This is a genomic window from Vibrio furnissii CIP 102972, assembly GCF_000176175.1.
Classification (GTDB): Bacteria; Pseudomonadota; Gammaproteobacteria; order Enterobacterales; family Vibrionaceae; genus Vibrio; species Vibrio furnissii.
Map to the genome: position 1 here is coordinate 25,939 of NZ_ACZP01000008.1, position 24,192 is coordinate 50,130.

The following is a 24,192-nucleotide window of genomic DNA, read 5'->3' on the forward strand; positions in this document are numbered from 1 at the left end:
TTGTGTTTACAGCAAGGTTCCTAGGGAGATACTCTCTAAGAACCTTGTTGAATAGACCTTTATGCTGAAAGCATCAAAGAGTCGGCTTTGGCTTCGAGATGCGTATTGCTCATCAGGTATTCATCGACGGCACGCGCAGACTCGCGACCTTCGTTGATGCAACGAACCACCAACGATTGGCCCGTACGCATATCCCCCGCAGCAAACACCCCTTTTTGGTTGGTCGCGAAGTGTTGTGTAGCCACATTCCCGCGTTCATCCAGTTTGATGTCGAGCTGAGCCAAGACGCCATGCGGTTCCGGATGGAGGAAGCCCATCGCCAGAAACGCCATGTCACATGGAATCACTCGCTCGCTGCCTGCTACTTCTTCGAAACTCGGACGCTCGCCCGCTGCGGCTTCTTTCCAAACGATATCAGCAATGCGCAGGCCGGTGACCTCACCGTTGGCGTTGCCAATGAACTCTTTGGTCAGAATGTTCCAATGACGCTCGCAGCCTTCTTCGTGGGAGGTCGACGTACGCAGAATCATAGGGTATTGCGGCCAAGGCATGTTCGCCGGACGTTTGTCCGCTGGCATGGGCATGATTTCCACCTGAGTGATGCTTGCCGCGCCGTGACGGTTTGAAGTGCCGACACAGTCAGACCCGGTGTCACCACCGCCAATCACTACCACGTGTTTACCTTTGGCATGGATCTCGTCGGTTTTGAGATCCATGTTGTTGGCACGGCGGTTGTTTTGCGCTAGGAACTGCATCGCAAAATACACACCACTCAGCTCGCGGCCCGGAATCGGCAGGTTGCGTGGGACGGTGGATCCGCCCGTCAGCAGCACGGCATCGAATTCCTGACGCAGTTGCTGGGCGTTGATGTCGACGCCGACATGCGCATTGACTTCAAATTTCACGCCCGCTTCGGCCATCAGATTGATCTTGCGATCAATCACATCCATGCTCAGTTTGAAATCCGGAATCCCAAAACGCAGCAGGCCGCCGACTTTCTCATCACGCTCAAACACGGTCACAGTGTGGCCCGCGCTGTTGAGCTGCTCTGCAGCAGCTAACCCTGCTGGGCCAGAGCCAATAATGGCGATCGATTTACCGGTGCGAGTGCGCGGCGTTTTGGGCTTAGCATAGCCGTCTTGATACGCGCGCTCAACGATGGTTTTTTCGATATTACAAATGGTGATCGGATCCTGATTGATGCCCAGCACACACGCGCTTTCACACGGCGCCGGACACACACGACCGGTAAATTCCGGGAAGTTGTTGGTTGAACTCAGGATGTGCCACGCTTCTTCCCAGCTTTCACGATACACCGCATCGTTGAACTCTGGAATGATGTTGCCAATCGGGCAGCCGTTATGACAAAACGGCACGCCACAATCCATACAACGTGACGCTTGTTGGTTGATCTTGTTGCCAAATTCGGCGTTCAACACAAACTCTTTGTTGTTCTTGATGCGTTCTTTCGGGTCGATCTTCTTCGGTAGTTCACGACCAAATTCTAAAAATCCAGTAGGCTTACCCATTACACTGCCTCCACTTCTGCCGCTGCTGCTTCCTGACGTTTTTGAAGTACCGCTTTGTAATCACGCGGCATCACCTTCACCATATCGGCAAGGCTGGCTTCAAAGTTGTCGAGGAAGGACTGTGCCACTTCACTTCCTGTGAACTGAACGTGTTTGGTGAGCATCGCTTTCAGCAGCGCTTTGTCTTCTGCTTCAATTGGATCGAGATCCACCAGTTCAGGGTTGAGTTTTGATTCGAAGTCACCCGACTTATTCCAGACATAGGCGGTTCCGCCGCTCATGCCTGCCGCAAAGTTGCGACCGGTTGCGCCAAGGATCACGGCCACGCCGCCCGTCATGTATTCACAGCCATGGTCGCCCACGCCTTCAACCACGACTTTGGCGCCGGAGTTACGGACACAGAAACGCTCGCCCGCCAGGCCACGAATGTAAGATTCGCCAGACGTCGCACCGTAGAAACAGACGTTTCCGACCACGATGTTGTCTTCGGCAATCAGGCTGGAATCGCGGTTCGGGTAGAGCACCAGCGTGCCGCCGGATAACCCTTTACCCCAGTAGTCGTTCGCATCACCTTCCACTTCAAATGTCACGCCTTTGGCCAAGAATGCGCCAAACGATTGTCCGGCGCTGCCGTTGAACTTGACCTGCATTGGCTGCGGTAGACCTTGGTCTTGGTAGACTTTGGAGATTTCGTTCGACAGCATGGTGCCAGTGCTGCGGTCGGTGTTGATGATCGGGAATTGTGCTTGCACCGCTTCACCTTTCTCCAGCGCCGGTTTAGCGACCTCGATCAACTGGCGATCCAGCACGCTTTCCAGATTATGGTTCTGCTGCGTTTGACAGTAGATGCCATCGGCTTCACGCGGCGGCTCAAGGAACAGTACCGGAGACAGATCCAGATTTTTGTATTTCCAATGGCCAACATCGTCGCGCAGTTTCAGTTTGTGCGCCTGACCCACCATCTCATTGATGGTGCGGAAACCCAGCTCTGCCATGATTTCACGCAGACCTTGCGCCATGTATTGGAAGAAGGTCACCACGTCATCGACGCGGCCGTCAAAGCGTTCACGTAGCGTTTTGTTTTGTGTCGCAATGCCGACCGGGCAGGTGTTCTTATGACACTTACGCATCATGATACAGCCTTCAACCACCAGTGCGGCGGTAGCCACGCCCCATTCTTCAGCGCCCAGCAGCGTCGCAATCGCGATATCGCGTGGGGTTTTCATCTGACCATCGGCTTGCACGACGATGCGGTTGCGCAGGCCGTTTTTCAGCAGGGTTTGATGCGTTTCAGCCAGACCTAGTTCCCACGGCAGACCCGTGTGACGAATCGACGACACCGGAGATGCGCCCGTGCCACCATCGTGGCCAGCAATCAGGACCACATCCGCTTTCGCTTTGGCGACGCCAGATGCGATGGTGCCAACACCCGCTTCCGAGACCAGTTTGACGTTCACGCGGCCTTTGCGGTTGGCGTTTTTCAGGTCAAAGATCAGCTGCGCCAAGTCTTCAATGGAGTAGATGTCGTGGTGCGGTGGTGGCGAAATCAGGCCGACCCCCGGGGTTGAGTGACGCGTTGCGCCGATCCAGTCATCGACTTTATCGCCCGGCAATTGACCGCCTTCACCCGGTTTCGCGCCTTGCGCCATCTTGATCTGAATCTCTTCCGAGTTGGTCAGATAATACGACGTCACCCCAAAGCGGCCAGACGCCACCTGTTTGATCGCCGAACGTTCCCAGTCGCCATTCTCTTTTGGCAGGAAGCGCATTGGATCTTCGCCGCCTTCACCCGAGTTTGATTTCGCGCCCAGACGGTTCATCGCAACTGCCAATGTGGAGTGCGCTTCGTAAGAAATCGAACCAAACGACATTGCGCCCGTGGCAAAGCGTTTAACGATGCTGTCAATTGACTCCACTTCTTCAATTGGAATCGAGCCGGCCGGATTTTTCACAAAGTCGAGCTGACTGCGCAGAGTAACGGCTTTGTCGCCTTGGCTGTCGACTTCTGCGGCGTACTTCTTGAACTCTTCAAAGTCTTTGTTGCGCGTCGAGTGTTGCAGCAGGTGGATCGTTTCTGGGTTGAACAGGTGTTTTTCACCCCGTTGTTTCCACTGATACACACCGCCGACATCCAGCACTTGCAGCGGGATTTCACGCGTTGGGTAACCGATGCGGTGACGCACGCCCACTTCTTTGGCGATGTCATCCAGCGTCATGCCCTGAATGCGGGTGATGGTGCCGGTAAAGTATTTATCGACCACCGCTTTGCTGATCCCCAGCGCTTCAAAAATTTGCGCACCATGGTAGGACTGCAGGGTTGAAATCCCCATTTTTGAGAAGATTTTTAGCAGGCCAGCATTGATGCCTTTGCGGTAGTTTTCGAAGTATTTGTCGACCGGAATCTCGGCATCCAGTTTGTTGCGGCGTTTCAGATCGAAAATGGTCTCTGTGACCAGATATGGGTTGACTGCGTTGGCCCCGTAACCGACTAGGGTCGCGAAGTGGTGCGTTTCACGCGCATCCCCAGTTTCAACCACAATGCCACACTTCGAGCGCAGACCTTTGCGGATTAAGTGATGGTGCACTGCGCCCACAGCCAGCATGGCAGGAATCGCAGCGTGGTTGGAGTTCACTGCGCGATCGGTCAGTAGAATGATCGAGTAACCGTCGATGACCGCGTCTTCTGCGTATTGACAGATGCGTTTTAGCGCGCGTTCGAGTTTGCCCGGTTCGCCGCTGGCCTGGAATACGATATCCAGCGTTTTGGCTTGCAGGTGTTCGTTATCGATCGCGCGCAGTTTTTCCAGCTCAGCGTTGGAAATCACGGGCGATTCAAGTTCCACTTTACGGCAGTGCGCAGGCGTTTCAGCGAGCAGGTTTTGATCGCGGCCGATGTAGGTGTTGAGTGACATCACCATGCGTTCACGAATCGGGTCGATCGGTGGGTTGGTCACCTGAGCAAACAGCTGCTTGAAGTAGTTCGACAGATGCTGGGACTGGTGCGACAGCACGGCCACAGGCCAGTCGGCGCCCATCGACCCGAGCGGTTCATAACCGGTTTGCGCCAGTGTCAGAATGATGTCGTTCACTTCTTCGCTGCTGACTCCAAAGGCTTGCTGACGATGCAGCAGACGTTCTGGCGAAGGCTGGCTGTGCACGTTATCGGCATCCGGCAGCTTCTTCAGGCTCAGCAGGTTTTCTTCTACCCATTGTTCATAGGGCTGGGCGTTGGCAATGCCATCTTTCACTTCTTCATCCGAAATGATGCGGCCTTGTTCTAAATCGGCCACAAAGATACGACCCGGTTGCAAACGGCCACGGTATTCAACGTTTTCCGGTGCAATTTCCACCACGCCCGACTCGGACGCCATGATGAGGAAGTCGTCTTTCGTCACGGTGTAGCGAGACGGACGCAGGCCGTTGCGGTCTAGCGTCGCACCCACTTGCACGCCATCGGTAAAGCAGACCGAGGCTGGGCCATCCCACGGTTCCATCACGTTGGCGTGGTATTGGTAGAACGCACGACGTTTCGGATCCATGGCTTTGTTTTCTTGCCACGCTTCCGGAATCATCATCATCAGGGCATGTGGCAGGCTGCGGCCAGAGAGCACCAAAAGCTCAAGCACCATGTCGAAGTTGGCAGAGTCAGACGCGCCTTCTTGGCACACCGGCAGCAACATGTCGATTTCGGCTTGCGTAAATAAACTCGATTGCAGAATCGCCTCGCGCGCCTTCATCCAGTTCAGGTTGCCGCGTACCGTGTTGATTTCACCGTTGTGCGCAATGTAACGGAAAGGCTGAGCCAGACGCCATTTCGGGAATGTGTTGGTGGAGAAACGTGAGTGCACCAACGCCAGCGCCGTCACCATGGTCGGATTCTGTAGATCTAGGAAATATTGTGGTACTTGCTCGGTCGTCAACTGGCCTTTGTAGACCAGCGTTTTGTACGACAGCGAGTTGATGTAGAAGTCATCACCGATGTTCGACACGCTTTCGAGACAAACGCGGACGGTGTAATTACGCAAGACGTACAGTTTACGTTCCAGCTCGTCGGCACTCATGCCCGGACCGCCGGAAATAAATACGTGCTCAAATTGAGGCTCGGTGCTTAACGGATCTGCACCCAGCATGCTGTTGTCGGTTGGCAATACGCGGTAACCAATCACGTCCAGATCCAGACGCTTGGCGTTGCGTTCTAAAATATCGCGACATTGCGCGCGTTTGTGCTCATCTTGGGGAAACAGCACCACACCGACGCCGTATTTATCGAATGCTGGCAATTTGATGCCCAGCTTTACGGCTTCTTCCAATAGAAATTCGTGTGGTTTTTGCAGCAGAATACCCGCGCCGTCGCCACTGCAAGGGTCACAACCTTGACCACCGCGGTGCTCCATGCGTGCCAGCATATCCAGTGCTTGAGTCACAACTTGGTGAGATTTGCGGTTCTTGAGGTGGGCAACAAAACCGATACCACAAGCATCATGCTCGAGTTCCGGCGTGTAAAGACCTCGCGAACGTTGCTCTCGATCTACCATAGATACATCCTTCCAGTTCAAGCGGACACAAGCAAGCCAAGGCAAGCCCCAGCGCTGTATCCTGTCCTTATTGTTATGAATCTAAACCTGCCAGTGGTGGCGGGTTCGCTTCCTTTCCGTCTCTCACAGGAAAAATTTTGTGAGAAAAACAATCCTTAGTGATATCCCTTTTGTCAGGCCACTTTTGTAGTGGTTTATATAGGTAGGAGCGGAATATCACCGACGTTTCGCAGCGTTTCTTGTAATAAAATAATCAAAAAACAGCGCAAAACTGTAAGTATCCTACAATTTTGTTGTGCAAAAATGCAACGAAAAGTAGGCGATTTTTACGGGCTTTTTTTGTTTGCAAATGCATAACTTGTTTAACATTTGTAAAACATTAAGGGTTAAATGCTGTTTTTATGAATGTTTATTGATTTTGGTTAGAGATGTCTGCGTTTCATACACCTAAAATTTGTGACTAAATAGTGTAATTATGTAATTTAATTACATTTTGTAATTGAGAATTATTTGTATTTATTTGGGTGTCGCCATGCAGTTACATGAGTTAGTGAACACGATTGGACAAGATCTCCAGCGCCGCTACGGAGTGCGTGTACATAAGTTGACCTTACATGGCGGATTCAGTTGCCCGAATCGCGATGGCACCATTGGCCGCGGCGGTTGTACTTTTTGCAATGTGGCGTCGTTTGCCGATGAAGCGAGCCAGGCCAAAAGCATTGAAGACCAGCTGACCGATCGCGCGGGTGAAGTGCAGCGGGCGAAGAAATATCTGGCCTATTTTCAGGCTTATACCAGTACCTATGCCGAGGTTCAGGTGCTGAAATCGATGTATGAACAGGCGCTCAAAGCGGCGGATATTGTCGGCTTGTGTGTTGGAACGCGCCCGGACTGTGTGCCGGATGCCGTGTTGGAACTGCTGGCTGAATACGCGCAGCAAGGGTTTGAGATTTGGCTTGAATTGGGGCTGCAAACGGCCAACGACCAAACACTCAAACGCATCAACCGCGGCCACGATTTTGCCTGTTACGCTGAAATCACTCGTCGAGCCCGCGCGCTAGGTATCAAGGTTTGTACGCACCTGATCGTCGGGCTACCAAAAGAGGGGCGAGACGACAATCTCGCCACTTTAGAGCAAGTGCTTGCCGTGGGCACTGACGGCATCAAATTGCACGGTCTGCACATTGTCGAAGGCAGCACCATGGCCAAAGCATGGCGTGCGGGCAAATTGGAAGCGCCGACGTTAGACGAATACGTCGCGATTGCGTGTGAAATGATTCAGCGCACACCGCCAGAGGTGGTCTTTCATCGCGTGGCTTCGTCGGCACGTCGGCCAACCCTGCTGTCACCGTTGTGGTGTGAGAACCGCTGGCTGGCGATGACGGAGATTGGACGCCGACTGGATCGTGACGGCGCTCAAGGATCCTTCATCGCACGGCCATTTCAATATCACTCAATCGAATAGTTGCGGATCAAACCGAGAGAAACTGTTATCTTTTGCCCTCTCAATAAACGGTAGTGTTTGAAGGTTTTCATCAGCATGGATCAACTGCAGTGGGCAGCGACAGGATTTATGGAACACTGGGGATGGTTTGTCTCGCTGATCGCCGTGATCGGCGCCGGTTTCCTCTATCTGTATCGTCGTTTGCAGCGGCATTTGGTGTTGCTGATGGCCAGTTCACCGGCGGCGCTGCTGCTATTTCAAGCACAAAAAGGCGAATTGGTGTTTGCCAATTTAGCCGCGTTCTCGCTGTTTGGCATTCGCCGCGTGGGCAAAAATTTTTTCTTTCCTCATACATTACCAACGCAGGCGCTAGAATCGCTGCTGCAAACCGTTGCGGGCTGCGCTGAAACACATGTTGCGGCGGTGATTGACTGGCCACTGTCCAGTGGCGGTGAACACAAAATTGAACTGACCGCGCGCGCGACCCATTATCGTGGCCAGCAAGTCTGGCTGGTCAATGCGGTCGCTTACCACCATGCTGCCTCTGAACATCACCACGAACTCAATACGTTGACCATTTCTAAAACCGCCTTCGATTCTCTGTCGGAACTGATTTACGTCAAAGACTTAGATGGGCAACGCATCACCACCAACCGCGCGTTTGATCAATTCTGGCATGGCCGTGAAGCCGAAGGCAGTGAAGCATTTTCCGGTGTGATGAAAGGGCGCGCCAGTCAGCAGCGCTGGACCACCACACCGGATGGGCGCAGTTGTCTGCTGGAAACCCATCAAACGGTGCTGATGTCGCCCAGTGGCGAGAACTTGGGCGTGTTGGGTATCAGTCATGATGTGACGGACTGGCACAACATTGAGCGCAATCTGCGTGATGAAATGGAAAAGCGCAAAGACACGGAAGTGGCACTGGCGCAGCGCGATACGATTTTGCAAAGCATTCTGGATGCCAGCCCCGATTCCATCGGCATTTTCAACGAGAACATGGTTTATCAAGCGTGTAATGAACCGTTTATTGACGCGCTGGGGCTGCATGATGTGCGTGAATTGATCGGCAAGCGCTTGCAAGATGTGGTGCCAGAAAGTGTGTATGCCCGTTTGTCGGAAACCGACAGCAGCGTGCTGGAAAGTGGCCACTCGCTGCGTTATCTGGATAAAGTGGACTATGCCAACGGGCGTCAAGTGTGGTACGACGTGGTGAAATCGCCTTTTCGTGATCCCATTTCCGGGACGCGAGGCGTGCTGATCATGGCGCGAGATGTGTCGGAGCGCTATCTCAGCACGCAAAAACTGGAAGCGGCCAACCAAGAGTTAGAGCGGTTGAGTTACTTAGATAGCTTGACGCAAGTGGCAAACCGACGCCGTTTTGATGCGCAGATGCAAGCGCTGTGGCACCTACATGCCCGTGAAAAGCGTCCACTGAGCGTGATGCTGTGCGATGTCGATTACTTTAAAGGGTACAACGATCGCTATGGCCACTTACAAGGGGACGATATTCTTCGCTTGGTGGCGCAAGCGTTCAATGACGTGATTAACCGTTCGTCCGATTGCGTCGCCCGATATGGTGGGGAAGAGTTTGCCATCATTTTGCCCAACACCGAGTTGGCGGGCGTTCAATTGGTGGCGCAGCGCATTCACGATCGTTTGGCAGAACTCGCGATCCCGCACCAGAGTTCTACTGTGTCGCCTTATATCACCATCAGTATTGGTGTGGTGACCTGCATTCCTCAACCCGAGGATACCCCAGAAACCATGTTGGCTTGGGCCGACAGCGCGCTGTATCAAGCCAAAGCCAATGGCCGCAATCAAACCAGCGTGCACCCCATCTCACTTTGAGCATGCGTGGGGGGATTCATCCACGACTTATCACGGTTATGGCTGACGTTCATAGGCCAAACACGCTAGACTAACGCCAACGTTTATCCTGGAGCTTTGCATGAAACCCATGAAAAATCTCGCCCAGTATTATGTCGATCTGCTGGTCAAGCTGGGCATCCTCCGTTTTTCAATTTTGCTGGCGCTGGCCTTAGTGGCTTTGGCCGTGGTAGTGCAAGTTGGCATCACGCTGGCGCTGAAAGGTTTTGTCGACGACATTGATATTGTTCGCTCGGTGTTTTTTGGCTTGTTGATCACGCCCTGGGCGGTCTATTTCCTGTCGGTGGTGGTCGATCAGTTGGAAGAGTCACGTCAACGCTTGTCCAAACTGGTCTCTAAGCTCAAGGACATGCGATCACGCGATCAGGAACTCAATCAGAAGCTGCAACAGAACATCGTCAAGCTCAATCAAGAAATTGAAGAGCGGATCAAAGCCGAAGAAGCGCGTGAAGAGGCGATGGTGGATCTGGAGAACGAAGTCTATCAGCGTGAAAAAACCCAGGTTGAATTGGCAGAACGGACTGCGCTGCTGCGCTCGTTCATCGATGCGTCACCGGATCTGATCTACTACCGCAACTCCAAATGTGAATTCTCCGGCTGTAACCGCGCCATGGAAGAGCTGACCGGCAAGCGCGAAAGTGATCTGGTTGGGTTGACGCCATGGGATGTGTATCGCAAAGAGATCGCGCAGTCGATCGTTGAAACCGACCAGCAAGTGTTTGATAACAACCGTTCGCTCACGTATGAGCAGTGGCTGGAATACCCGGATGGGCGTAAAAGTTATTTCGAGCTGCGCAAAGTGCCATTTTACAGCAAAGATGGTCGTCATTTGGGCTTGGTGGGCTTTGGGCGCGATATCACGGAACGTAAGCGTCATGAAGAGTCTTTGGAAAAAGCCAGCCGTGACAAAACTACCTTTATTTCGACCATCAGCCATGAATTGCGTACCCCGCTCAACGGCATTGTGGGGCTAAGCCGTATGCTGCTGGATACCCAGCTTGATCCCGAGCAGCGTAAACACATGCAGACCATCAATGTCAGTGCGGTGACGCTGGGCAATATCTTCAACGACATCATCGACATGGATAAATTTGACCGTCGCAAACTGGAGTTATTCCCGGCGCCGCTCAATTTCGAGGAGTTTGTTGCTGAGCTCGAAAGCCTCTCGGCGTTGATGGCCGAGCAGAAAGGACTGCGTTTTGATCTCGAACGGTTGACGGATTTACCAGCGCTGGTGGAAGTGGATGCGACGCGCCTGCGTCAGGTGCTGTGGAACTTGATCAGCAACGCGATGAAATTCACCAAAGAAGGGGGCGTGGTGATGTCGGTCAGCGCTGAGGTTGAGGGGGATTTCGCCAATATCGTGATGGACATTGAAGATACCGGGATCGGCATTCCAGAATCGGAGCTCGATAAGATCTTCGCCATGTATTATCAGGTTAAATCAGGCAAAGATAACTTACACGCGGTCGGCACCGGCATTGGGCTGGCGGTGTCTCGCCAGTTGATCAATCTGATGGGCGGCGACATCAGTGTTAGCAGTGAAGAGGGATTTGGCAGCACCTTCACCGTCACCATATGCGTGCCATTGTCACACGCGAGCGTGGCTGAGCCGCAACCTATACAGCAACAGAGCTTAAATATCTTTATGGTGGAAGATATTGAACTCAACGTCACCGTGGCTCGCTCGCTGCTGGAAAGCTTAGGTCATACCGTGTCGGTCGCGATGACCGGGGAAGAGGCCAAAGCCGTATTCGAACCGGATCAATACGATTTGGTGTTCCTCGATATTCAATTGCCGGACATGACCGGCTTTGACATTGCTCAGTACTACCGAGACACGTATCCGCATCTGCCGCCATTGGTGGCTTTGACGGCCAACGTGCTGAAAGACAAAGGCGAATATCAACGTAAAGGCATGGATGATGTGATCAGCAAACCGCTGTCCGTACAAGCCGTGCAGGATGTGATTAACAAGGTGGTGCATCACATCGACAAACCGAGTGTGCAGGCCATTTCGCCGCAGCCAGAGCTGCTGGATGCGCAAGATGAGTTGTATCAACGTTTACTCGATTTGCCCATGTTGGAGTCCTACATTGACATTGTGGGGCCGCAGCCGGTGCTCGACAGTATTGAAATGTTTGCCGAGATGATGCCAAGCTATATCGAGGTTCTTGATTCCAATATGGTGGCCAAAGATCAGGCGGGGATTGCGTCGGAAGCGCACAAAATTAAAGGGGCGGCAGGCTCGATTGGTTTGAAACACATTCAGAGTGTGGCCCAGAAAGCGCAATCGCCGGATGCGCCGGCATGGTGGGAAAACATCACCGATTGGGTCGATGAAATTAAAAATGAATACCAGAATGATATTCTGGTGCTGAAACAGTGGTTAGCGCAGAGGAAATAACATGAAAAAGTGGCTTTTGGTTTTAGCGAGTACAGTTTTGGCCGCGTGTGCGACGCATACCGTCAACTGGCAGCACAGCAATTTGGCCATGTTCTCAGACACGGCGATTCAGCTCAAAAGTAACCTCTGGACCGATCAAATGCCTAAGGTCGGAGAGGATGTTGATTCGCAGAATCTCAACGGCACCTTGACGCTGGAAACGTCCGGTCAGCTTCCGGCGGATCTGAATGTCAGCATGGTGGTGATTAAGCAGGGCGATGAGATGTGGACCATTGACGGTGATGACGTGGAACTGCGTACCCAAAGTGAAAACATGTGGGAAGTGGTGTTCCAGAGTGACATTGAAATCGATCTGAACAAGCCAGTCAGCGTGGCGTTGGGCTTAAGTGACAGCCAAGGCGAAACTTGGCTGGTAGAACACAAAGTCACGATCGACAAAGTGTACTGATCGGTAAAGCATAAAAAAGCCTCTGCATGCAGAGGCTTTTTTGTGTTCGTTGATTTGGAAAATTACTCTTCCAGATCACCACAGAAACGGTAACCTTCGCCGTGAATCGTTGCGATGATTTCCGGTGTGCCAGACACAGATTCGAAGTGTTTACGAATGCGGCGAATGGTCACGTCTACGGTGCGGTCATGAGGTTTGAGCTCACGGCCAGTCATTTTCTTCAGCAGATCCGCACGAGTCTGGATCTTGCCTGGGTTTTCACAGAAGTGCAGTAGTGCACGGAACTCTGAACGCGGCAGCTTGTAGCTGTCGCCGTCAGGGCTAACCAGTGAACGACTGTTGATGTCCAGTACCCAACCGTTGAATTCGTATTTCTCAACAGAACGTTTCTCTTCGTGTGTTGTGCTTGCGTTCATTGAACGGCTAAGCAGGTTACGTGCACGAATGGTGAGTTCACGTGGGTTAAATGGCTTCGTGATGTAATCATCTGCACCGATTTCCAGACCCAGAATCTTGTCTACTTCATTGTCGCGACCAGTCAGGAACATCAGCGCTACATCTGCTTGTTCGCGAAGTTCGCGAGCCAGCAGCAAGCCGTTTTTACCTGGCAGGTTGATATCCATGATCACCAAATTGATTGGGTTGTCGGACAGCACATGGTGCATCTCTTCACCGTTACTGGCCTCAAAAACAGCGTATCCCTCTGCTTCAAAAATACTCTTAAGAGTGTTACGAGTTACCTGCTCGTCTTCAACGATTAGAATCTGCGGGGTTTGCATTGGCGGTACCTAAACTTGTGAAAAAAATGTGCTAATAGAACTCATTCTAGGCAAAAACATAACATACAAGTAAAATTATGTTGATAATAAACCAAAGTTTTTAGACAAAGTCTCGACTTTGATTGCCCGCCATCCATGGATAACACTAGCGATTGAGATCCAATACCTCGACAGTTCTACTAGGCTTTGCAGCGAATTCTATAATGTTAACAGCATGCTAACAACGGCCTGTTGTTAATTCCAACAACTTTGTTGATTTACATCAAGAGTTGGAATGTAACAGATATGAATAGTAATAACGAGTTGTAAAAATACGAGAACAATGACGATAGATAAAAAACTGTGGCAAGCCTACTCCCGTGTCCGATTTGCCTTTGAATCCCCGTTGCGCAAGCGATCGTTCGCCATCATCACGGCATGGAACCCGAAAAGCCAAAGGTTGTCGAATAATGAGAATTGCGTAAATAATCAACGTTTACAACAGAAGTTGATGAATTATGATTGGTCTGAAGTGGTGGTCGGAGATGACCATTTCGACTGGTTTGAAGAGAGTTTTGCCGTGGTCATGCCTTTAGACACGGCGCTGCAGCTGGCCAGAGACTTTGACCAGAATGCGATTTATTACGTTATGAACGATGAGCTGATGTTGCACTCTTGTATTGACGGGAGGGCGGTGTCGTTAGGCTCGTTACAAGAAAAACTTAAATAACAAGCACAACAAGAATCATGGAGGAATGATGAGAGATATTACACCGGATATTTGTGATCAATATGAATCGCAAGTGACATTGTTGGAGCTACCGTTACAAAATTTCGGTATGCGCAGTGCCTTCTGGGGACAAATCGTCACCGTACGCTGTTATCACGACAATTCGAAAGTGAAAGAAATACTCAGCCAAAACGGCAAAGGAAAAGTGTTGGTGGTCGATGGTCATGGCTCTTGCCAAAAAGCGCTGATGGGCGACCAAATTGCCATTTCCGCCATTGAGAATGAATGGGAAGGCGTGATCATCAATGGTGCGGTGCGCGATGTGGTGGCGATGTCCCAGATGGATCTCGGCATTAAAGCGCTGGGGGCTTGCCCGTTCAAAACAGAGAAGCGCGGTGCGGGGGATGTCAATGTCACATTGACGATTCATAACCAGATGATTCAGCCGGGCGATTACCTCTACGCCGACTGGAATGGGGTTCTCCTGTCGCCTGTTGAGCTGACGCTGAGTTAGAACCGAAAGCCGAGACCGAACTCGATGCCTTGCTGCCACTCCTGATAGTCGAGAGTGGCGTGCAAATCGAGATTTTCGGTGAGGTGCAAGCGGCTGGAGACTTCGGCCGACAAGACGTCAACGCGTTTATTGTCTTCGCTAAGTTTGTTCACCGAATAGAGGGTGCTTTTGAGTGAGAAGCGCTCGCTCACCTTGTAGCTGACGCCACTGAGAAACCCATTTTCGCCGCCGTTTATCGATGAGTTGACGCGTGCGCCGACATATAAATCCACATTGCGAAATACGTTATACATGTACCCGCCATCGACCACCCAACTGTCAAAGCCCTGATTACCCGGTTCGCTGTACAAGAACATACTGTGTGAAGACCGGTTTTGTTCGGAAGGCAAGGCGGGGAGTTCTACGGCGTGCGCGGCACAACCCATCACGAGGCATACCATACCAAGAATGTGCTTCATGATACCCTCCTTGTTGTGATGATTGGGTGTTCGCTTTCCACTGCGGCAACCCCAATTTAAGCACAAAATATCACCGGTTGCTGCTCAAATTGTTATAGCGATTGGTTATGTCGGAATGATGGTTCGGTTATCTGTGTGTCACCCTAGCATATGAATCCTGATGATTTAGCGATTTAGACGTAAGAATTGAAAGAGAAGCGAAAAAAAACAAATTTTTCGTTGACTCTTTGCGCAAAAATGGGTTAAACGTAAAGGCACGCAAACACACGAGTTACGCAAGATTCCTATGATTAATAACAGCCTAGTAGTAATGACCACGACCATTATTATTACCGACATGACGCATGTTGGGGCAGGCTGCTGAGCGTAAAAAATTCACAAAAAAGGCCTGTATCCCAACCGATACAGGCCTTTTTTTATACCAATTTTCAGAGAGTTTGGAGGAAGGGATGCGAGTATTAAAGTTTGGAGGTTCATCGTTAGCAGATGCTGACCGTTTTTTAAGAGCGGCTGACATCATTGCCAACAATGCACAGCAGGAAGAAGTGGCCGTTGTACTGTCCGCGCCAGGGAAAACAACCAATAAGTTAGTGGCTGTGATTGAGAATGCACTGCGCAATGGTGAGGCGGAATTACAGATCGCCGAGCTGGAAGCATCATTCCAAGCGCTGTTTGACGCGATCAAAGCGGTGTTGCCCCATCTGGACGGCAGCGGTTTTGACAACCAAGTGCGTACGTCGATGTCGAAACTGCGTCAGTACGTGCACGGCATTAGCTTGCTGGGCATGTGTCCCGACAACGTGAATGCGCGCATCATCAGTAAAGGGGAACGTATTTCCATTCAACTGATGAAAGCGGTGATGGAAGCCAAAGGGCTGGCTGCCAACCTGATTGATCCCGTGAAGTACTTACTGGCCAAAGGCGATTACTTAGAAGCCATGGTGGATGTCGATGCGTCGACACAGCTGTTCAAGCAAAATCCACTGCCAGCGCATCACGTCAACATCATGCCGGGCTTTACCGCGGGGAACAAAAAAGGCGAGCTCGTTTGCCTTGGCCGCAACGGTTCCGACTATTCAGCGGCGGTTTTGGCCGCGTGTCTGCGCGCCGAGTGCTGCGAAATCTGGACCGATGTGGATGGCGTCTACAACTGTGACCCGCGTTTGGTAGACGATGCGCGCCTGCTGAAATCCCTCAGTTATCAAGAAGCGATGGAACTCTCGTATTTCGGTGCGTCCGTTCTGCATCCGAAAACCATCGCGCCGATTGCTCAATTCCACATTCCCTGCTTAATTAAAAACAGCTTCAATCCACAAGGCCCAGGCACACTGATTGGCCAAGATACCGGCGAAGATAAGCTGGCCATCAAAGGCATCACCACGCTCAACAACCTGACCATGGTGAACGTGTCTGGCCCAGGCATGAAAGGCATGGTCGGGATGGCCAGCCGCGTGTTTGGCTCCATGTCCGCTGCGGGCGTCTCCATTGTGCTGATTACACAGTCGTCGTCGGAATACAGCATCAGCTTCTGTATTGAAGCAGAGCACAAACAACTGGCGCAACAAGCGTTGGCGGAAACCTTTGAGCTTGAACTCAAAGATGGCCTGCTCGAGCCGGTTGAGTTCATGGAAGATCTATCGATCATCACGTTGGTGGGCGATGGAATGCGAACTTCGCGTGGCGTTGCATCGCAGTTCTTTGCATCACTGACCGAAGCGCACGTCAACATTGTTGCGATTGCGCAGGGCTCATCTGAGCGCGCGATCTCCGCGGTGATCCCAGAAGACAAAGTCTCTTCGGCGATCAAAGCGTGTCACGAGAACCTCTTCAATTCCAAACACTTCCTTGATGTGTTTGTGGTCGGCGTGGGTGGTGTGGGCGGTGAGCTGGTCGATCAGATCCACCGTCAACAAAGCAAACTGGCCGATAAAGGCATCGTGATCCGCGTATGTGGCCTTGCCAACAGCAAAGGGTTACTGCTTGATAGCGAAGGCCTGCCGCTAGATCACTGGCGCGATCGCATGACCGCTGCCACCGAAGAGTTCTCTTTGGCGCGTTTGATTGCTCTTGTACAACGCAACCACATCATTAACCCGGTGTTGGTGGACTGCACGTCAAGCGATGACATCGCGCGTCAATACGCCGATTTCTTGGCCGCGGGTTTCCATGTGGTTACCCCCAACAAGAAAGCCAACACCGCCAGCATGGCGTATTACTACCAGTTGCGTGAAGTGGCGCGTCACTCTCGCCGTAAGCTGATGTATGAAACAACTGTTGGTGCGGGTTTGCCGGTGATTGAGAACCTGCAAAACCTCATTGCCGCAGGCGATGAGCTGGAAAAATTCAACGGTATTTTGTCGGGTTCACTGTCGTTTATCTTCGGCAAACTCGATGAAGGGCTGTCGTTCAGCCAAGCGACCTCGGTTGCCAAAGACAAAGGCTTTACGGAACCGGATCCGCGCGATGACCTGTCGGGCATGGATGTGGCACGTAAGCTGCTGATCTTGGCGCGTGAATCGGGCATGGTGTTAGAACTAGACGACGTGATCGTGGAACAGGCACTGCCACCGGGTTTTGATGCGTCGGGCAGTGTGGATGAGTTTATGGCACGTCTGCCACAGGCCGATGCGTACTTTAAGTCCTTGGGCGATCAAGCGGCTCAAGAGGGCAAGGTCCTGCGCTACGTGGGTGAAATTGCCGATGGTCAATGCCGCGTGCGTCTGGCGATGGTCGATGAAAATGACCCAATGTTCAAAATTAAAGATGGCGAGAACGCGCTGGCGTTCTACAGCCGCTACTATCAACCAATTCCTCTGGTGCTGCGCGGTTATGGCGCCGGGACAGAAGTAACTGCCGCAGGCGTATTCGCGGATGTGATGCGTACGTTAGGCTGGAAATTAGGGGTTTAATCCATGAGTTCAAGTGATATGAGTGTCGTTGTTTATGCGCCGGCATCCATTGGTAACGTCAGTGTGGGGTTCGATGTGCTGGGGGCCGCGGTGTCCCCAGTCGACGGCACTCTGTTGGGTGACCGCGTGCAGGTCAAGTCGGGCAGCGAACCATTCACACTGAAAACAGCGGGCAGCTTCGTCTCTAAGCTGCCCACGGATCCCAAAGAAAACATCGTGTACGACTGTTGGACCGTGTTTGCGCGCGAGCTGGATAAAAAGCAGATTGCCCTCAAACCGCTGGACATGACGCTGGAGAAAAACATGCCGATCGGCTCAGGACTGGGTTCCAGTGCCTGCTCGATTGTGGCTGCACTCGATGCACTGAACCGTTTCCATGGCCAACCGCTGAACGACACTGAGTTGCTGGCACTGATGGGAGAAATGGAAGGTAAAATTTCCGGCGGTGTGCATTACGACAACGTGGCGCCATGCTATTTGGGCGGCGTGCAACTGATGTTGGAAGAGCTCGGTATCATCAGCCAGGAAGTGCCTTGTTTTGATGAGTGGTACTGGGTGATGGCGTATCCGGGCATCAAAGTCTCGACCGCGGAAGCACGTGCGATTCTGCCGTCGCAATATCGTCGTCAGGACATCATCGCACACGGCCGTTATCTGGCGGGCTTTATTCATGCGTGTCATACCAACCAGCCGGAGCTGGCGGCGAAGATGATCAAAGACGTGATCGCAGAACCATATCGTGAGAAACTGCTGCCGGGCTTTGCCGATGCGCGTAAATACGCGGCGTCTGCAGGGGCACTGGCGACCGGGATATCAGGCAGTGGTCCAACGCTGTTTAGCGTATGCAAAGATAAAGATGTCGCAGAGCGTGTCGCTCGTTGGCTTGAACAAAACTACGTCCAAAATGAAGAAGGATTCGTGCACATTTGTCGCCTCGACAAGAACGGTTCGAAAGTTACAGGAAGTGAGCTATGAAGCTTTACAACATAAAAGAAAATGATGAACAAGTCTCCTTTGGCCAAGCCGTGCGCCAAGGGTTAGGCCGCAACCAAGGTCTGTTTTTCCCGTCGGAATTACCCAAGTTTGACGATATTGATGCGCTGCTGGCGGAAGATTTCGTCTCTCGCAGCACCAAGATTCTGTCTGCGCTGATTGGCGATGAGCTACCGGAAGACAAAGTGAATGCGATGGTGGATGCGGCATTCCAATTCCCTGCGCCGATTCAGTCAGTCAAAGATGGCGTCTATGCGCTGGAGCTGTTCCACGGTCCAACCCTGGCGTTTAAAGACTTCGGGGGGCGCTTTATGGCCCAATCTCTGGCAGCGGTGTCGAACGGCGGTAAAATCACCATTCTGACCGCAACATCGGGCGATACCGGTGCGGCGGTGGCCCACGCCTTCTACGGCATGGAAGACATCAACGTGGTGATTCTGTATCCGAAAGGCAAGATCAGCCCATTGCAAGAGAAGCTGTTCTGCACGCTGGGTCAAAATATTCATACTGTGGCCATCAATGGCGACTTCGATGCTTGTCAGGCGCTAGTGAAAAAAGCGTTTGATGACGCTGAGCTGCGTCAGCAGATCGGCCTCAACTCTGCGAACTCGATCAATATCAGCCGCCTGATGGCGCAAATCTGTTACTACTTTGAAGCAGCATCGCAGATGAGCAAGGCAGAGCGCGAGAATCTGGTGATCTCGGTCCCGAGTGGTAACTTTGGTAACCTGACGGCGGGCCTGCTGGCCAAAGCGCTGGGTCTGCCGATCAAACGGTTCATTGCCGCAACGAACGCCAACGATACGGTGCCTCGTTATCTGGAAACCGGTCAATGGGATCCGAAACCGACGGTCGCGACCACGTCAAATGCAATGGATGTGAGTCAGCCAAACAACTGGCCACGCATTGAAGAGCTATGCCGCCTGAAAGATTGGGGCCTGGAAACATTGGGCAAAGGGGCGGTGCTTGACCACGAAAGTGCGCAATCGGTGCAAGAGCTCAATGCGCTCGGCTATTTGTGTGAACCACACGGCGCGATTGCGTACCGCGTACTCAACGAGCAACTGCAACCGGGCGAAACCGGTCTGTTCTTGTGTACGGCGCATCCGGCGAAATTTAAAGAAGTCGTCGATGAGATTTTAGGGACGGATATCGAACTGCCGGCGCCGCTTGCCAAACATGCGGTCATGGAGTTGCTGTCGGTTGATCTCGACAATGACTTTGACGCACTGAAAGCCTTGCTGGTCAAAGTGCAGCCTTAATTGGCTCACGTGAGTGGCTAAAGAGAATAAAAAAGCGGCGCCCTCATCGGCGCCGCTTTTTTCATGCATCTGAGATTACAGAGATTCTGTAAATGTACGTGCGATCACGTCACGTTGCTGCTCTGGCGTCAGCGAGTTAAAACGTACCGCGTAGCCTGACACGCGAATGGTCAGCTGTGGGTATTTTTCTGGATTCGCAACCGCATCTTCCAACGTTTCACGTTTTAGCACGTTCACGTTCAGGTGTTGACCCCCTTCAATACGAGGTGTGGTTTCAATCGCCACTTCACGGCTTTCGAATTCACCCAGTTCATTGATCGCAACAACCTGATCAGCGTCGTAACCGGCAACGGCGGCAACACAACGTGCTTCATTGGCTTCACTGTCGATTAGCCAAATGGAGTTAAGTAGGTCATCATTAGCGGCTTTAGTAATTTGAATACCTTGGATCATCACTATCTCCTAGTCCACAAACGTGGCATTTATTGGTGTTAATTTTCAAATTTTATTGAGCTTCGTATTATATAGCCAATATCCATGATGATAGTATTGATTTAGGTCAAAAAACAACAAAAAACCTTATTTTCTTCAAGGGGAATACTTTGATTTTGGTCAATAAGTTGTTTAAAAACAAAGTATTTACAATTTAGTTTAAAGTTTAAAACATAGTTTAATTTGTATTTTGTTGTAATTTTACTACAAAATAAACCTATAACCCGTCGGCGATGACATGAGATCAGGCAGTTAGGCGGCCAAACTGAAAGTGTGAAGTGATTAAATGACAAACAGTAAAATCGATTCTGAAAACAAGTTTATTGGCGCCCATGTGTCCGCCTCGGGTGGGGTTGATCAGGCGCCATTGCGTGCCAAAGAGATTGGCGCCAATGCGTTTGCACTGTTTACCAAAAACCAGCGCCAATGGGTGGCCAAACCGCTTGAAGCGGCAACCATTCGTGCCTTTAAAGCCAATTGCCAGCGTTTGGGCTTTGCCGCAGAACATATTTTGCCGCATGACTCCTACCTGATTAACCTCGGCGCGCCGGAAGCTGACAAGCTAGCAAAATCACGTGAAGCCTTTATTGATGAGATGGAACGTTGTCAGCAATTGGGGCTCACGCTGTTGAATTTCCATCCCGGTAGTCATTTAAAGCAAGTGAGCGAAAGCGAATGCCTGCGTACGATCGCGGAATCAATCAACCTTGCGCATCAGGCGGTTCCTGAGGTGATTGCGGTCATTGAGAACACTGCTGGGCAGGGGACTAACCTCGGGTGGCGTTTTGAACACTTAGCGGAAATCATTGATCAGGTTGAAGATAAATCGCGCGTCGGTGTGTGTCTGGATACTTGCCACACCTTTGCCGCCGGTTACGACCTGCGCACCCCTGAAGCGTGTGAAGCCACATTCGCCGAATTCGACCGCATTGTGGGCATGCACTATTTAAGGGCAATGCATATTAATGATTCAAAGTCGGCCCATGGCAGCCGTGTCGACCGTCATCATTCGCTGGGGAAAGGGGAGATCGGCTGGCACTGCTTTGAATACATTGCCAAAGATCCTCGCTTCAATGGTATCCCATTGATTTTAGAAACGATTGATCCGGATATTTGGGCGGATGAGATCAACACATTGCGCGAATTTCATCGTCAGGTGTCATAATTTCAAGCGGATTCACACTATTGGCATCTTTCTTTCATTACATTTTCGTGTAAGTGTCATGTCAGTAAGGATGTCAATATGAACTCAGCTCACCCTGTTGCAATTCACGCCATTGCTCGCGCTGTTCCTCGCATGCCGGTGCCAAACCGCCATGTGCATGGGCAAGGGCATCATCGTTCACCACAACGTAGTCGTCCCCACCATTAGTTGGTGCGATGCCCGTCAAACACTGAGTCATCATAGACGCCTGACGACGAAGAGCAAATCAGGGTACAATCGCCCTTATTGTTCAAGGAATAAGGATCTTTTATGACTCAGTCACTGACTTGGCATGACGTTATTGGCACAGAGAAACAGCAAGACTATTTTCAGCACACACTGGCATTTGTGGAAGCGGAGCGACACGCGGGGAAGGTGATTTTTCCGCCAGCCAAAGATGTGTTTAACGCCTTTCGCTACACCGAATTTGACCAAGTCAAAGTGGTGATTCTGGGCCAAGATCCTTACCATGGGCCGAATCAGGCTCACGGGATGTGTTTTTCTGTGCAACCCGGCATCAAAACACCGCCCTCTTTAGTCAACATGTATAAAGAGCTGGCGCAAGATATTCCCGGTTTTCAAATCCCCAATCACGGTTACCTCAAAAGCTGGGCTGACCAAGGCGTTCTCTTACTCAACACCGTCTTGACGGTGGAGCAGGGCAAAGCCCATTCGCATGCTAACACGGGCTGGGAAACCTTTACGGATCGCGTGATCGATGCGCTCAATCAGAATGGCGAAGGCATCGTGTTCTTGTTGTGGGGGGCACATGCTCAGAAGAAAGGCCGTATGATTGATCGTCAGCGTCATCATGTGCTGATGGCGCCGCACCCGTCCCCGTTATCAGCGCATCGTGGCTTTTTAGGGTGTCGCCACTTTTCGCAAACCAATCAGTTGCTTGAAGCGCAAGGCAAAGCCCCGATCGATTGGCAACCGCACCTCGATTAACCGATAGATTGGCGTTTTTTCGACCAGAATCAAAGCGTGTTTTTGAAACCTTATATACACTTACAGAAAGTATGTGTAAGGGAGAAACACGATGATGATTGAGAGAATCAGACGCGAGCATGGCTATATGACTCGGTTACTGGCGATTCTGCGTGACAAGCTGAAATTGCTCAAATCCGAACAGGCCATCAATTATACCTTGGTAAAAGAAATCGTGGATTACCTGGGCAGTCACTCTGAAACGGTCCATCACCCAAAAGAGGACATCATCTACCGCTACTATATGGCGCATTATGGTGAGCTTCAAACCGTGGCCGATTTGGAGAAGGAACACGTGACGTTGTCTGAGCAGACGCATGCGTTTCTCGATATCGTGGAGATGATTTTGCAAGATGCCGTGGTGCCTCAAGCGGTGATCATTGAGAAGCTGGAAGCGTTTATCGATGCGCAGCGCCGCCACTTGGAGATGGAAGAACAGTCCATTCTACCGCTGATCAACCGTACCTTTACGGTCAGCGATTGGCAGAACGTCGAATCACAATGGAATGAAAATGAAGACGATCCGGTGTTTGGGGAAACCATCGCTGAGCGGTTCGCGCAATTGGCGCGTCGCGTCCGTAAAAGCGAATCTGAATGCACCTGATGCCAGTCAATGCACGGAAATAAAAAGGCACCCGAAGGTGCCTTTTTATTTCATAATTTGATGTCGTTGATCTCCAGACAAATATCCATATCGAGAAGCTCTTTTTCCAGTCGCTTCTTATCACGAATGGCTTCGATTTCTCTCCACATACGCTTGACCGGTTTGGCTCGGTTCGCGCGGATCTTCGTGATTTCCCTATCCAACAGTTCATCGAAGTGCAAGTCATCCATAATCTAGCCTCATTGTCGTTGTCATCATTTCATGAGTGCTGTCTAAATAGCACAGTTAGCCGAAGCGTAACTTTGATTTGTTTCTCATTTGTTTCGTTTGGATGAAGCTTTGATGAGTTTTTTTACTGTGATTCACAGTTTTTAGGCCAAATTTTTGAGTAAAAAAGCAGCAGTTGAATCGCGCAAACGTTTTTATTGCGTTCAAGCGGTTGTTAAAAAGGTGTTGACGAGTTCGCGGTGGAATGATTGAGTGGTTAATAAATGTCCAATTGATTTCAAAATATGACTTTTTACTGACAAATTTCCCTGCCTGAACGTCGAACCCCTTTATTCTCAGGGGGTGAGATTAACTTTATGCAATAAGGTTTTTATGGTTGCTTTTTGCTCTGAAATGTTGCGAAAAAGATAGTATTTTGCTCTGTTGTTGTAGCTGGTTTGATTGGTTGCGTGTTAATGAATAGTGATTTTATAGTAAAAAATAACAATCAAAAGCAATACATTGCATATTGATTTTTGCCACCTCAGGTTGCATTATCCGCCCGTCAAAAAATACGCTGGTTTATTTGGACAGCCTTTTCGGCTGGCTTAATGGCATCAAATGTAACCACAATTCAGATAACTTCGCGGGATGCGAAAGTGCATTTGTCATGCTGAGTGACACTCAGATCAGCGCAATCACTCTACGAGAGGTTCTTGTGACAGACTTAATTAACTTAATGAACGATCTGCTTTGGGGATCGATTCTGGTTTATCTTTTAGTGGGTGTGGGTATTTACTTCACTCTACGTTTAGGCTTTATCC

The 24,192-nt window shown here is 51.0% G+C and carries 20 protein-coding genes and 1 other annotated feature; of the genes, 13 read left to right on the forward strand and 7 right to left on the reverse strand.

Annotation, left to right across the window (positions count from 1 at the left end):
• Positions 1 to 59 precede the first annotated feature (59 nt).
• Both VFA_RS01205 and gltB read right to left on the reverse strand, forming a co-directional pair.
• Positions 60 to 1,529, reverse strand: coding sequence for a glutamate synthase subunit beta (locus VFA_RS01205; protein ID WP_004724140.1), 1,470 nt, complete (start codon positions 1,527 to 1,529; stop codon positions 60 to 62).
• Positions 1,529 to 6,064, reverse strand: a complete 4,536-nt coding sequence (gene gltB / locus VFA_RS01210; protein ID WP_004724141.1) for a glutamate synthase large subunit — start codon at positions 6,062 to 6,064, stop codon at positions 1,529 to 1,531. The genes VFA_RS01205 and gltB overlap by 1 nt, the downstream gene beginning before the upstream one ends.
• 532 nt (positions 6,065 to 6,596) lie before the next feature.
• Here gltB and mnmL point away from each other — a divergent pair.
• From mnmL to VFA_RS01230, 4 genes are all read left to right on the forward strand, one after another.
• A complete protein-coding gene (mnmL, locus tag VFA_RS01215) occupies positions 6,597 to 7,529 on the forward strand; it encodes a tRNA modification radical SAM protein MnmL/YtqA (protein WP_004724142.1) in 933 nt (310 codons plus the stop codon).
• 75 nt (positions 7,530 to 7,604) lie between these two features.
• Positions 7,605 to 9,356 carry a GGDEF domain-containing protein gene (locus tag VFA_RS01220; RefSeq protein ID WP_004724143.1) on the forward strand — a complete coding sequence of 584 codons (1,752 nt, stop codon included), beginning with the start codon at positions 7,605 to 7,607 and terminating at the stop codon, positions 9,354 to 9,356.
• A 109-nt stretch (positions 9,357 to 9,465) separates the two neighbouring features.
• Entirely contained in the window at positions 9,466 to 11,802 is a 2,337-nt protein-coding gene (arcB, locus tag VFA_RS01225; protein WP_370447167.1) for an aerobic respiration two-component sensor histidine kinase ArcB, read from the forward strand.
• Between the two features lies 1 nt (position 11,803).
• Entirely contained in the window at positions 11,804 to 12,250 is a 447-nt protein-coding gene (locus VFA_RS01230; protein WP_004724145.1) for a hypothetical protein, read from the forward strand.
• 62 nt (positions 12,251 to 12,312) lie between these two features.
• On the opposite strand, the gene arcA is transcribed toward VFA_RS01230, so the two are convergent.
• The gene (gene arcA, locus VFA_RS01235; protein ID WP_004724146.1) at positions 12,313 to 13,029 is read right to left on the reverse strand and encodes a two-component system response regulator ArcA; all 717 of its coding nucleotides are present in this window, start codon (positions 13,027 to 13,029) and stop codon (positions 12,313 to 12,315) included.
• A 322-nt stretch (positions 13,030 to 13,351) separates the two neighbouring features.
• Here arcA and VFA_RS01240 point away from each other — a divergent pair, with 322 nt between their 5' ends.
• Both VFA_RS01240 and VFA_RS01245 read left to right on the forward strand, forming a co-directional pair.
• Positions 13,352 to 13,738 carry a DUF3293 domain-containing protein gene (locus tag VFA_RS01240; protein ID WP_038150646.1) on the forward strand — a complete coding sequence of 129 codons (387 nt, stop codon included), beginning with the start codon at positions 13,352 to 13,354 and terminating at the stop codon, positions 13,736 to 13,738.
• 28 nt (positions 13,739 to 13,766) lie between these two features.
• Complete coding sequence (locus VFA_RS01245) at positions 13,767 to 14,252, forward strand: putative 4-hydroxy-4-methyl-2-oxoglutarate aldolase (protein WP_004724148.1); 486 nt, start codon at positions 13,767 to 13,769, stop codon at positions 14,250 to 14,252.
• Here the strand turns inward: VFA_RS01245 and VFA_RS01250 are convergent.
• Positions 14,249 to 14,710 (reverse strand): hypothetical protein, encoded by a 462-nt coding sequence (locus VFA_RS01250; RefSeq protein ID WP_038150648.1) that lies wholly within the window; start codon positions 14,708 to 14,710, stop codon positions 14,249 to 14,251. The two genes, VFA_RS01245 and VFA_RS01250, sit on opposite strands and share 4 nt — an antisense overlap.
• 299 nt (positions 14,711 to 15,009) lie before the next feature.
• Positions 15,010 to 15,129, forward strand: a sequence feature (Thr leader region).
• A gap of 30 nt (positions 15,130 to 15,159) precedes the next feature.
• Between VFA_RS01250 and thrA the strand changes: the two genes are divergently transcribed.
• The 3 genes from thrA to thrC are packed head-to-tail and all read left to right on the forward strand — an operon-like array spanning position 15,160 to position 19,874.
• Positions 15,160 to 17,619: a bifunctional aspartate kinase/homoserine dehydrogenase I gene (gene thrA / locus VFA_RS01255; RefSeq protein ID WP_014205728.1), complete on the forward strand. Its 2,460-nt coding sequence runs from the start codon at positions 15,160 to 15,162 to the stop codon at positions 17,617 to 17,619.
• A gap of 18 nt (positions 17,620 to 17,637) precedes the next feature.
• Entirely contained in the window at positions 17,638 to 18,594 is a 957-nt protein-coding gene (thrB, locus tag VFA_RS01260) for a homoserine kinase (RefSeq protein WP_004724151.1), read from the forward strand.
• Positions 18,591 to 19,874, forward strand: a complete 1,284-nt coding sequence (thrC, locus tag VFA_RS01265) for a threonine synthase (RefSeq protein WP_004724152.1) — start codon at positions 18,591 to 18,593, stop codon at positions 19,872 to 19,874. The genes thrB and thrC overlap by 4 nt, the downstream gene beginning before the upstream one ends.
• Before the next feature lie 75 nt (positions 19,875 to 19,949).
• Here thrC and grcA read toward each other — a convergent pair whose 3' ends face one another.
• Complete coding sequence (gene grcA, locus VFA_RS01270; RefSeq protein WP_004724153.1) at positions 19,950 to 20,327, reverse strand: autonomous glycyl radical cofactor GrcA; 378 nt, start codon at positions 20,325 to 20,327, stop codon at positions 19,950 to 19,952.
• A gap of 325 nt (positions 20,328 to 20,652) precedes the next feature.
• Here grcA and nfo point away from each other — a divergent pair, with 325 nt between their 5' ends.
• On the forward strand, positions 20,653 to 21,531 hold the full coding sequence (nfo, locus tag VFA_RS01275) for a deoxyribonuclease IV (RefSeq protein WP_004724154.1): 879 nt from the start codon (positions 20,653 to 20,655) through the stop codon (positions 21,529 to 21,531).
• Between the two features lie 73 nt (positions 21,532 to 21,604).
• On the opposite strand, the gene VFA_RS23860 is transcribed toward nfo, so the two are convergent.
• Positions 21,605 to 21,772: a hypothetical protein gene (locus tag VFA_RS23860; RefSeq protein ID WP_004724155.1), complete on the reverse strand. Its 168-nt coding sequence runs from the start codon at positions 21,770 to 21,772 to the stop codon at positions 21,605 to 21,607.
• A 68-nt stretch (positions 21,773 to 21,840) separates the two neighbouring features.
• Here VFA_RS23860 and ung point away from each other — a divergent pair, with 68 nt between their 5' ends.
• Together ung and VFA_RS01285 are read left to right on the forward strand one after the other, a co-directional pair.
• The gene (gene ung / locus VFA_RS01280; protein ID WP_004724156.1) at positions 21,841 to 22,518 is read left to right on the forward strand and encodes a uracil-DNA glycosylase; all 678 of its coding nucleotides are present in this window, start codon (positions 21,841 to 21,843) and stop codon (positions 22,516 to 22,518) included.
• A gap of 91 nt (positions 22,519 to 22,609) precedes the next feature.
• Entirely contained in the window at positions 22,610 to 23,161 is a 552-nt protein-coding gene (locus tag VFA_RS01285; protein WP_014205722.1) for a hemerythrin domain-containing protein, read from the forward strand.
• Between the two features lie 50 nt (positions 23,162 to 23,211).
• On the opposite strand, the gene VFA_RS01290 is transcribed toward VFA_RS01285, so the two are convergent.
• On the reverse strand, positions 23,212 to 23,391 hold the full coding sequence (locus tag VFA_RS01290; RefSeq protein WP_004724158.1) for a DUF3545 family protein: 180 nt from the start codon (positions 23,389 to 23,391) through the stop codon (positions 23,212 to 23,214).
• A 695-nt stretch (positions 23,392 to 24,086) separates the two neighbouring features.
• Between VFA_RS01290 and VFA_RS23865 the strand changes: the two genes are divergently transcribed.
• On the forward strand, positions 24,087 to 24,192 hold a 106-nt coding region (locus VFA_RS23865), incomplete at its 3' end, for a sodium:alanine symporter family protein (protein WP_148532553.1).

What these genes read in the sequence shown, in the direction of transcription:
- arcB (WP_370447167.1), top strand. Translation starts at nt 9,466, where the DNA reads ATGAAAAATCTCGCCCAGTATTATGTCGATCTGCTGGTCAAGCTGGGC.
- ung (WP_004724156.1), top strand. Translation starts at nt 21,841, where the DNA reads ATGACTCAGTCACTGACTTGGCATGACGTTATTGGCACAGAGAAACAG.
- arcA (WP_004724146.1), bottom strand. Translation starts at nt 13,029, where the DNA reads ATGCAAACCCCGCAGATTCTAATCGTTGAAGACGAGCAGGTAACTCGT.
- thrB (WP_004724151.1), top strand. Translation starts at nt 17,638, where the DNA reads ATGAGTGTCGTTGTTTATGCGCCGGCATCCATTGGTAACGTCAGTGTG.
- VFA_RS01240 (WP_038150646.1), top strand. Translation starts at nt 13,352, where the DNA reads ATGACGATAGATAAAAAACTGTGGCAAGCCTACTCCCGTGTCCGATTT.
- nfo (WP_004724154.1), top strand. Translation starts at nt 20,653, where the DNA reads ATGACAAACAGTAAAATCGATTCTGAAAACAAGTTTATTGGCGCCCAT.
- grcA (WP_004724153.1), bottom strand. Translation starts at nt 20,327, where the DNA reads ATGATCCAAGGTATTCAAATTACTAAAGCCGCTAATGATGACCTACTT.
- VFA_RS01205 (WP_004724140.1), bottom strand. Translation starts at nt 1,529, where the DNA reads ATGGGTAAGCCTACTGGATTTTTAGAATTTGGTCGTGAACTACCGAAG.
- VFA_RS01245 (WP_004724148.1), top strand. Translation starts at nt 13,767, where the DNA reads ATGAGAGATATTACACCGGATATTTGTGATCAATATGAATCGCAAGTG.
- thrC (WP_004724152.1), top strand. Translation starts at nt 18,591, where the DNA reads ATGAAGCTTTACAACATAAAAGAAAATGATGAACAAGTCTCCTTTGGC.
- VFA_RS01230 (WP_004724145.1), top strand. Translation starts at nt 11,804, where the DNA reads ATGAAAAAGTGGCTTTTGGTTTTAGCGAGTACAGTTTTGGCCGCGTGT.
- VFA_RS23860 (WP_004724155.1), bottom strand. Translation starts at nt 21,772, where the DNA reads ATGATGACTCAGTGTTTGACGGGCATCGCACCAACTAATGGTGGGGAC.
- VFA_RS01250 (WP_038150648.1), bottom strand. Translation starts at nt 14,710, where the DNA reads ATGAAGCACATTCTTGGTATGGTATGCCTCGTGATGGGTTGTGCCGCG.
- VFA_RS01220 (WP_004724143.1), top strand. Translation starts at nt 7,605, where the DNA reads ATGGATCAACTGCAGTGGGCAGCGACAGGATTTATGGAACACTGGGGA.
- mnmL (WP_004724142.1), top strand. Translation starts at nt 6,597, where the DNA reads ATGCAGTTACATGAGTTAGTGAACACGATTGGACAAGATCTCCAGCGC.
- VFA_RS01285 (WP_014205722.1), top strand. Translation starts at nt 22,610, where the DNA reads ATGATGATTGAGAGAATCAGACGCGAGCATGGCTATATGACTCGGTTA.
- gltB (WP_004724141.1), bottom strand. Translation starts at nt 6,064, where the DNA reads ATGGTAGATCGAGAGCAACGTTCGCGAGGTCTTTACACGCCGGAACTC.
- thrA (WP_014205728.1), top strand. Translation starts at nt 15,160, where the DNA reads ATGCGAGTATTAAAGTTTGGAGGTTCATCGTTAGCAGATGCTGACCGT.
- VFA_RS01290 (WP_004724158.1), bottom strand. Translation starts at nt 23,391, where the DNA reads ATGGATGACTTGCACTTCGATGAACTGTTGGATAGGGAAATCACGAAG.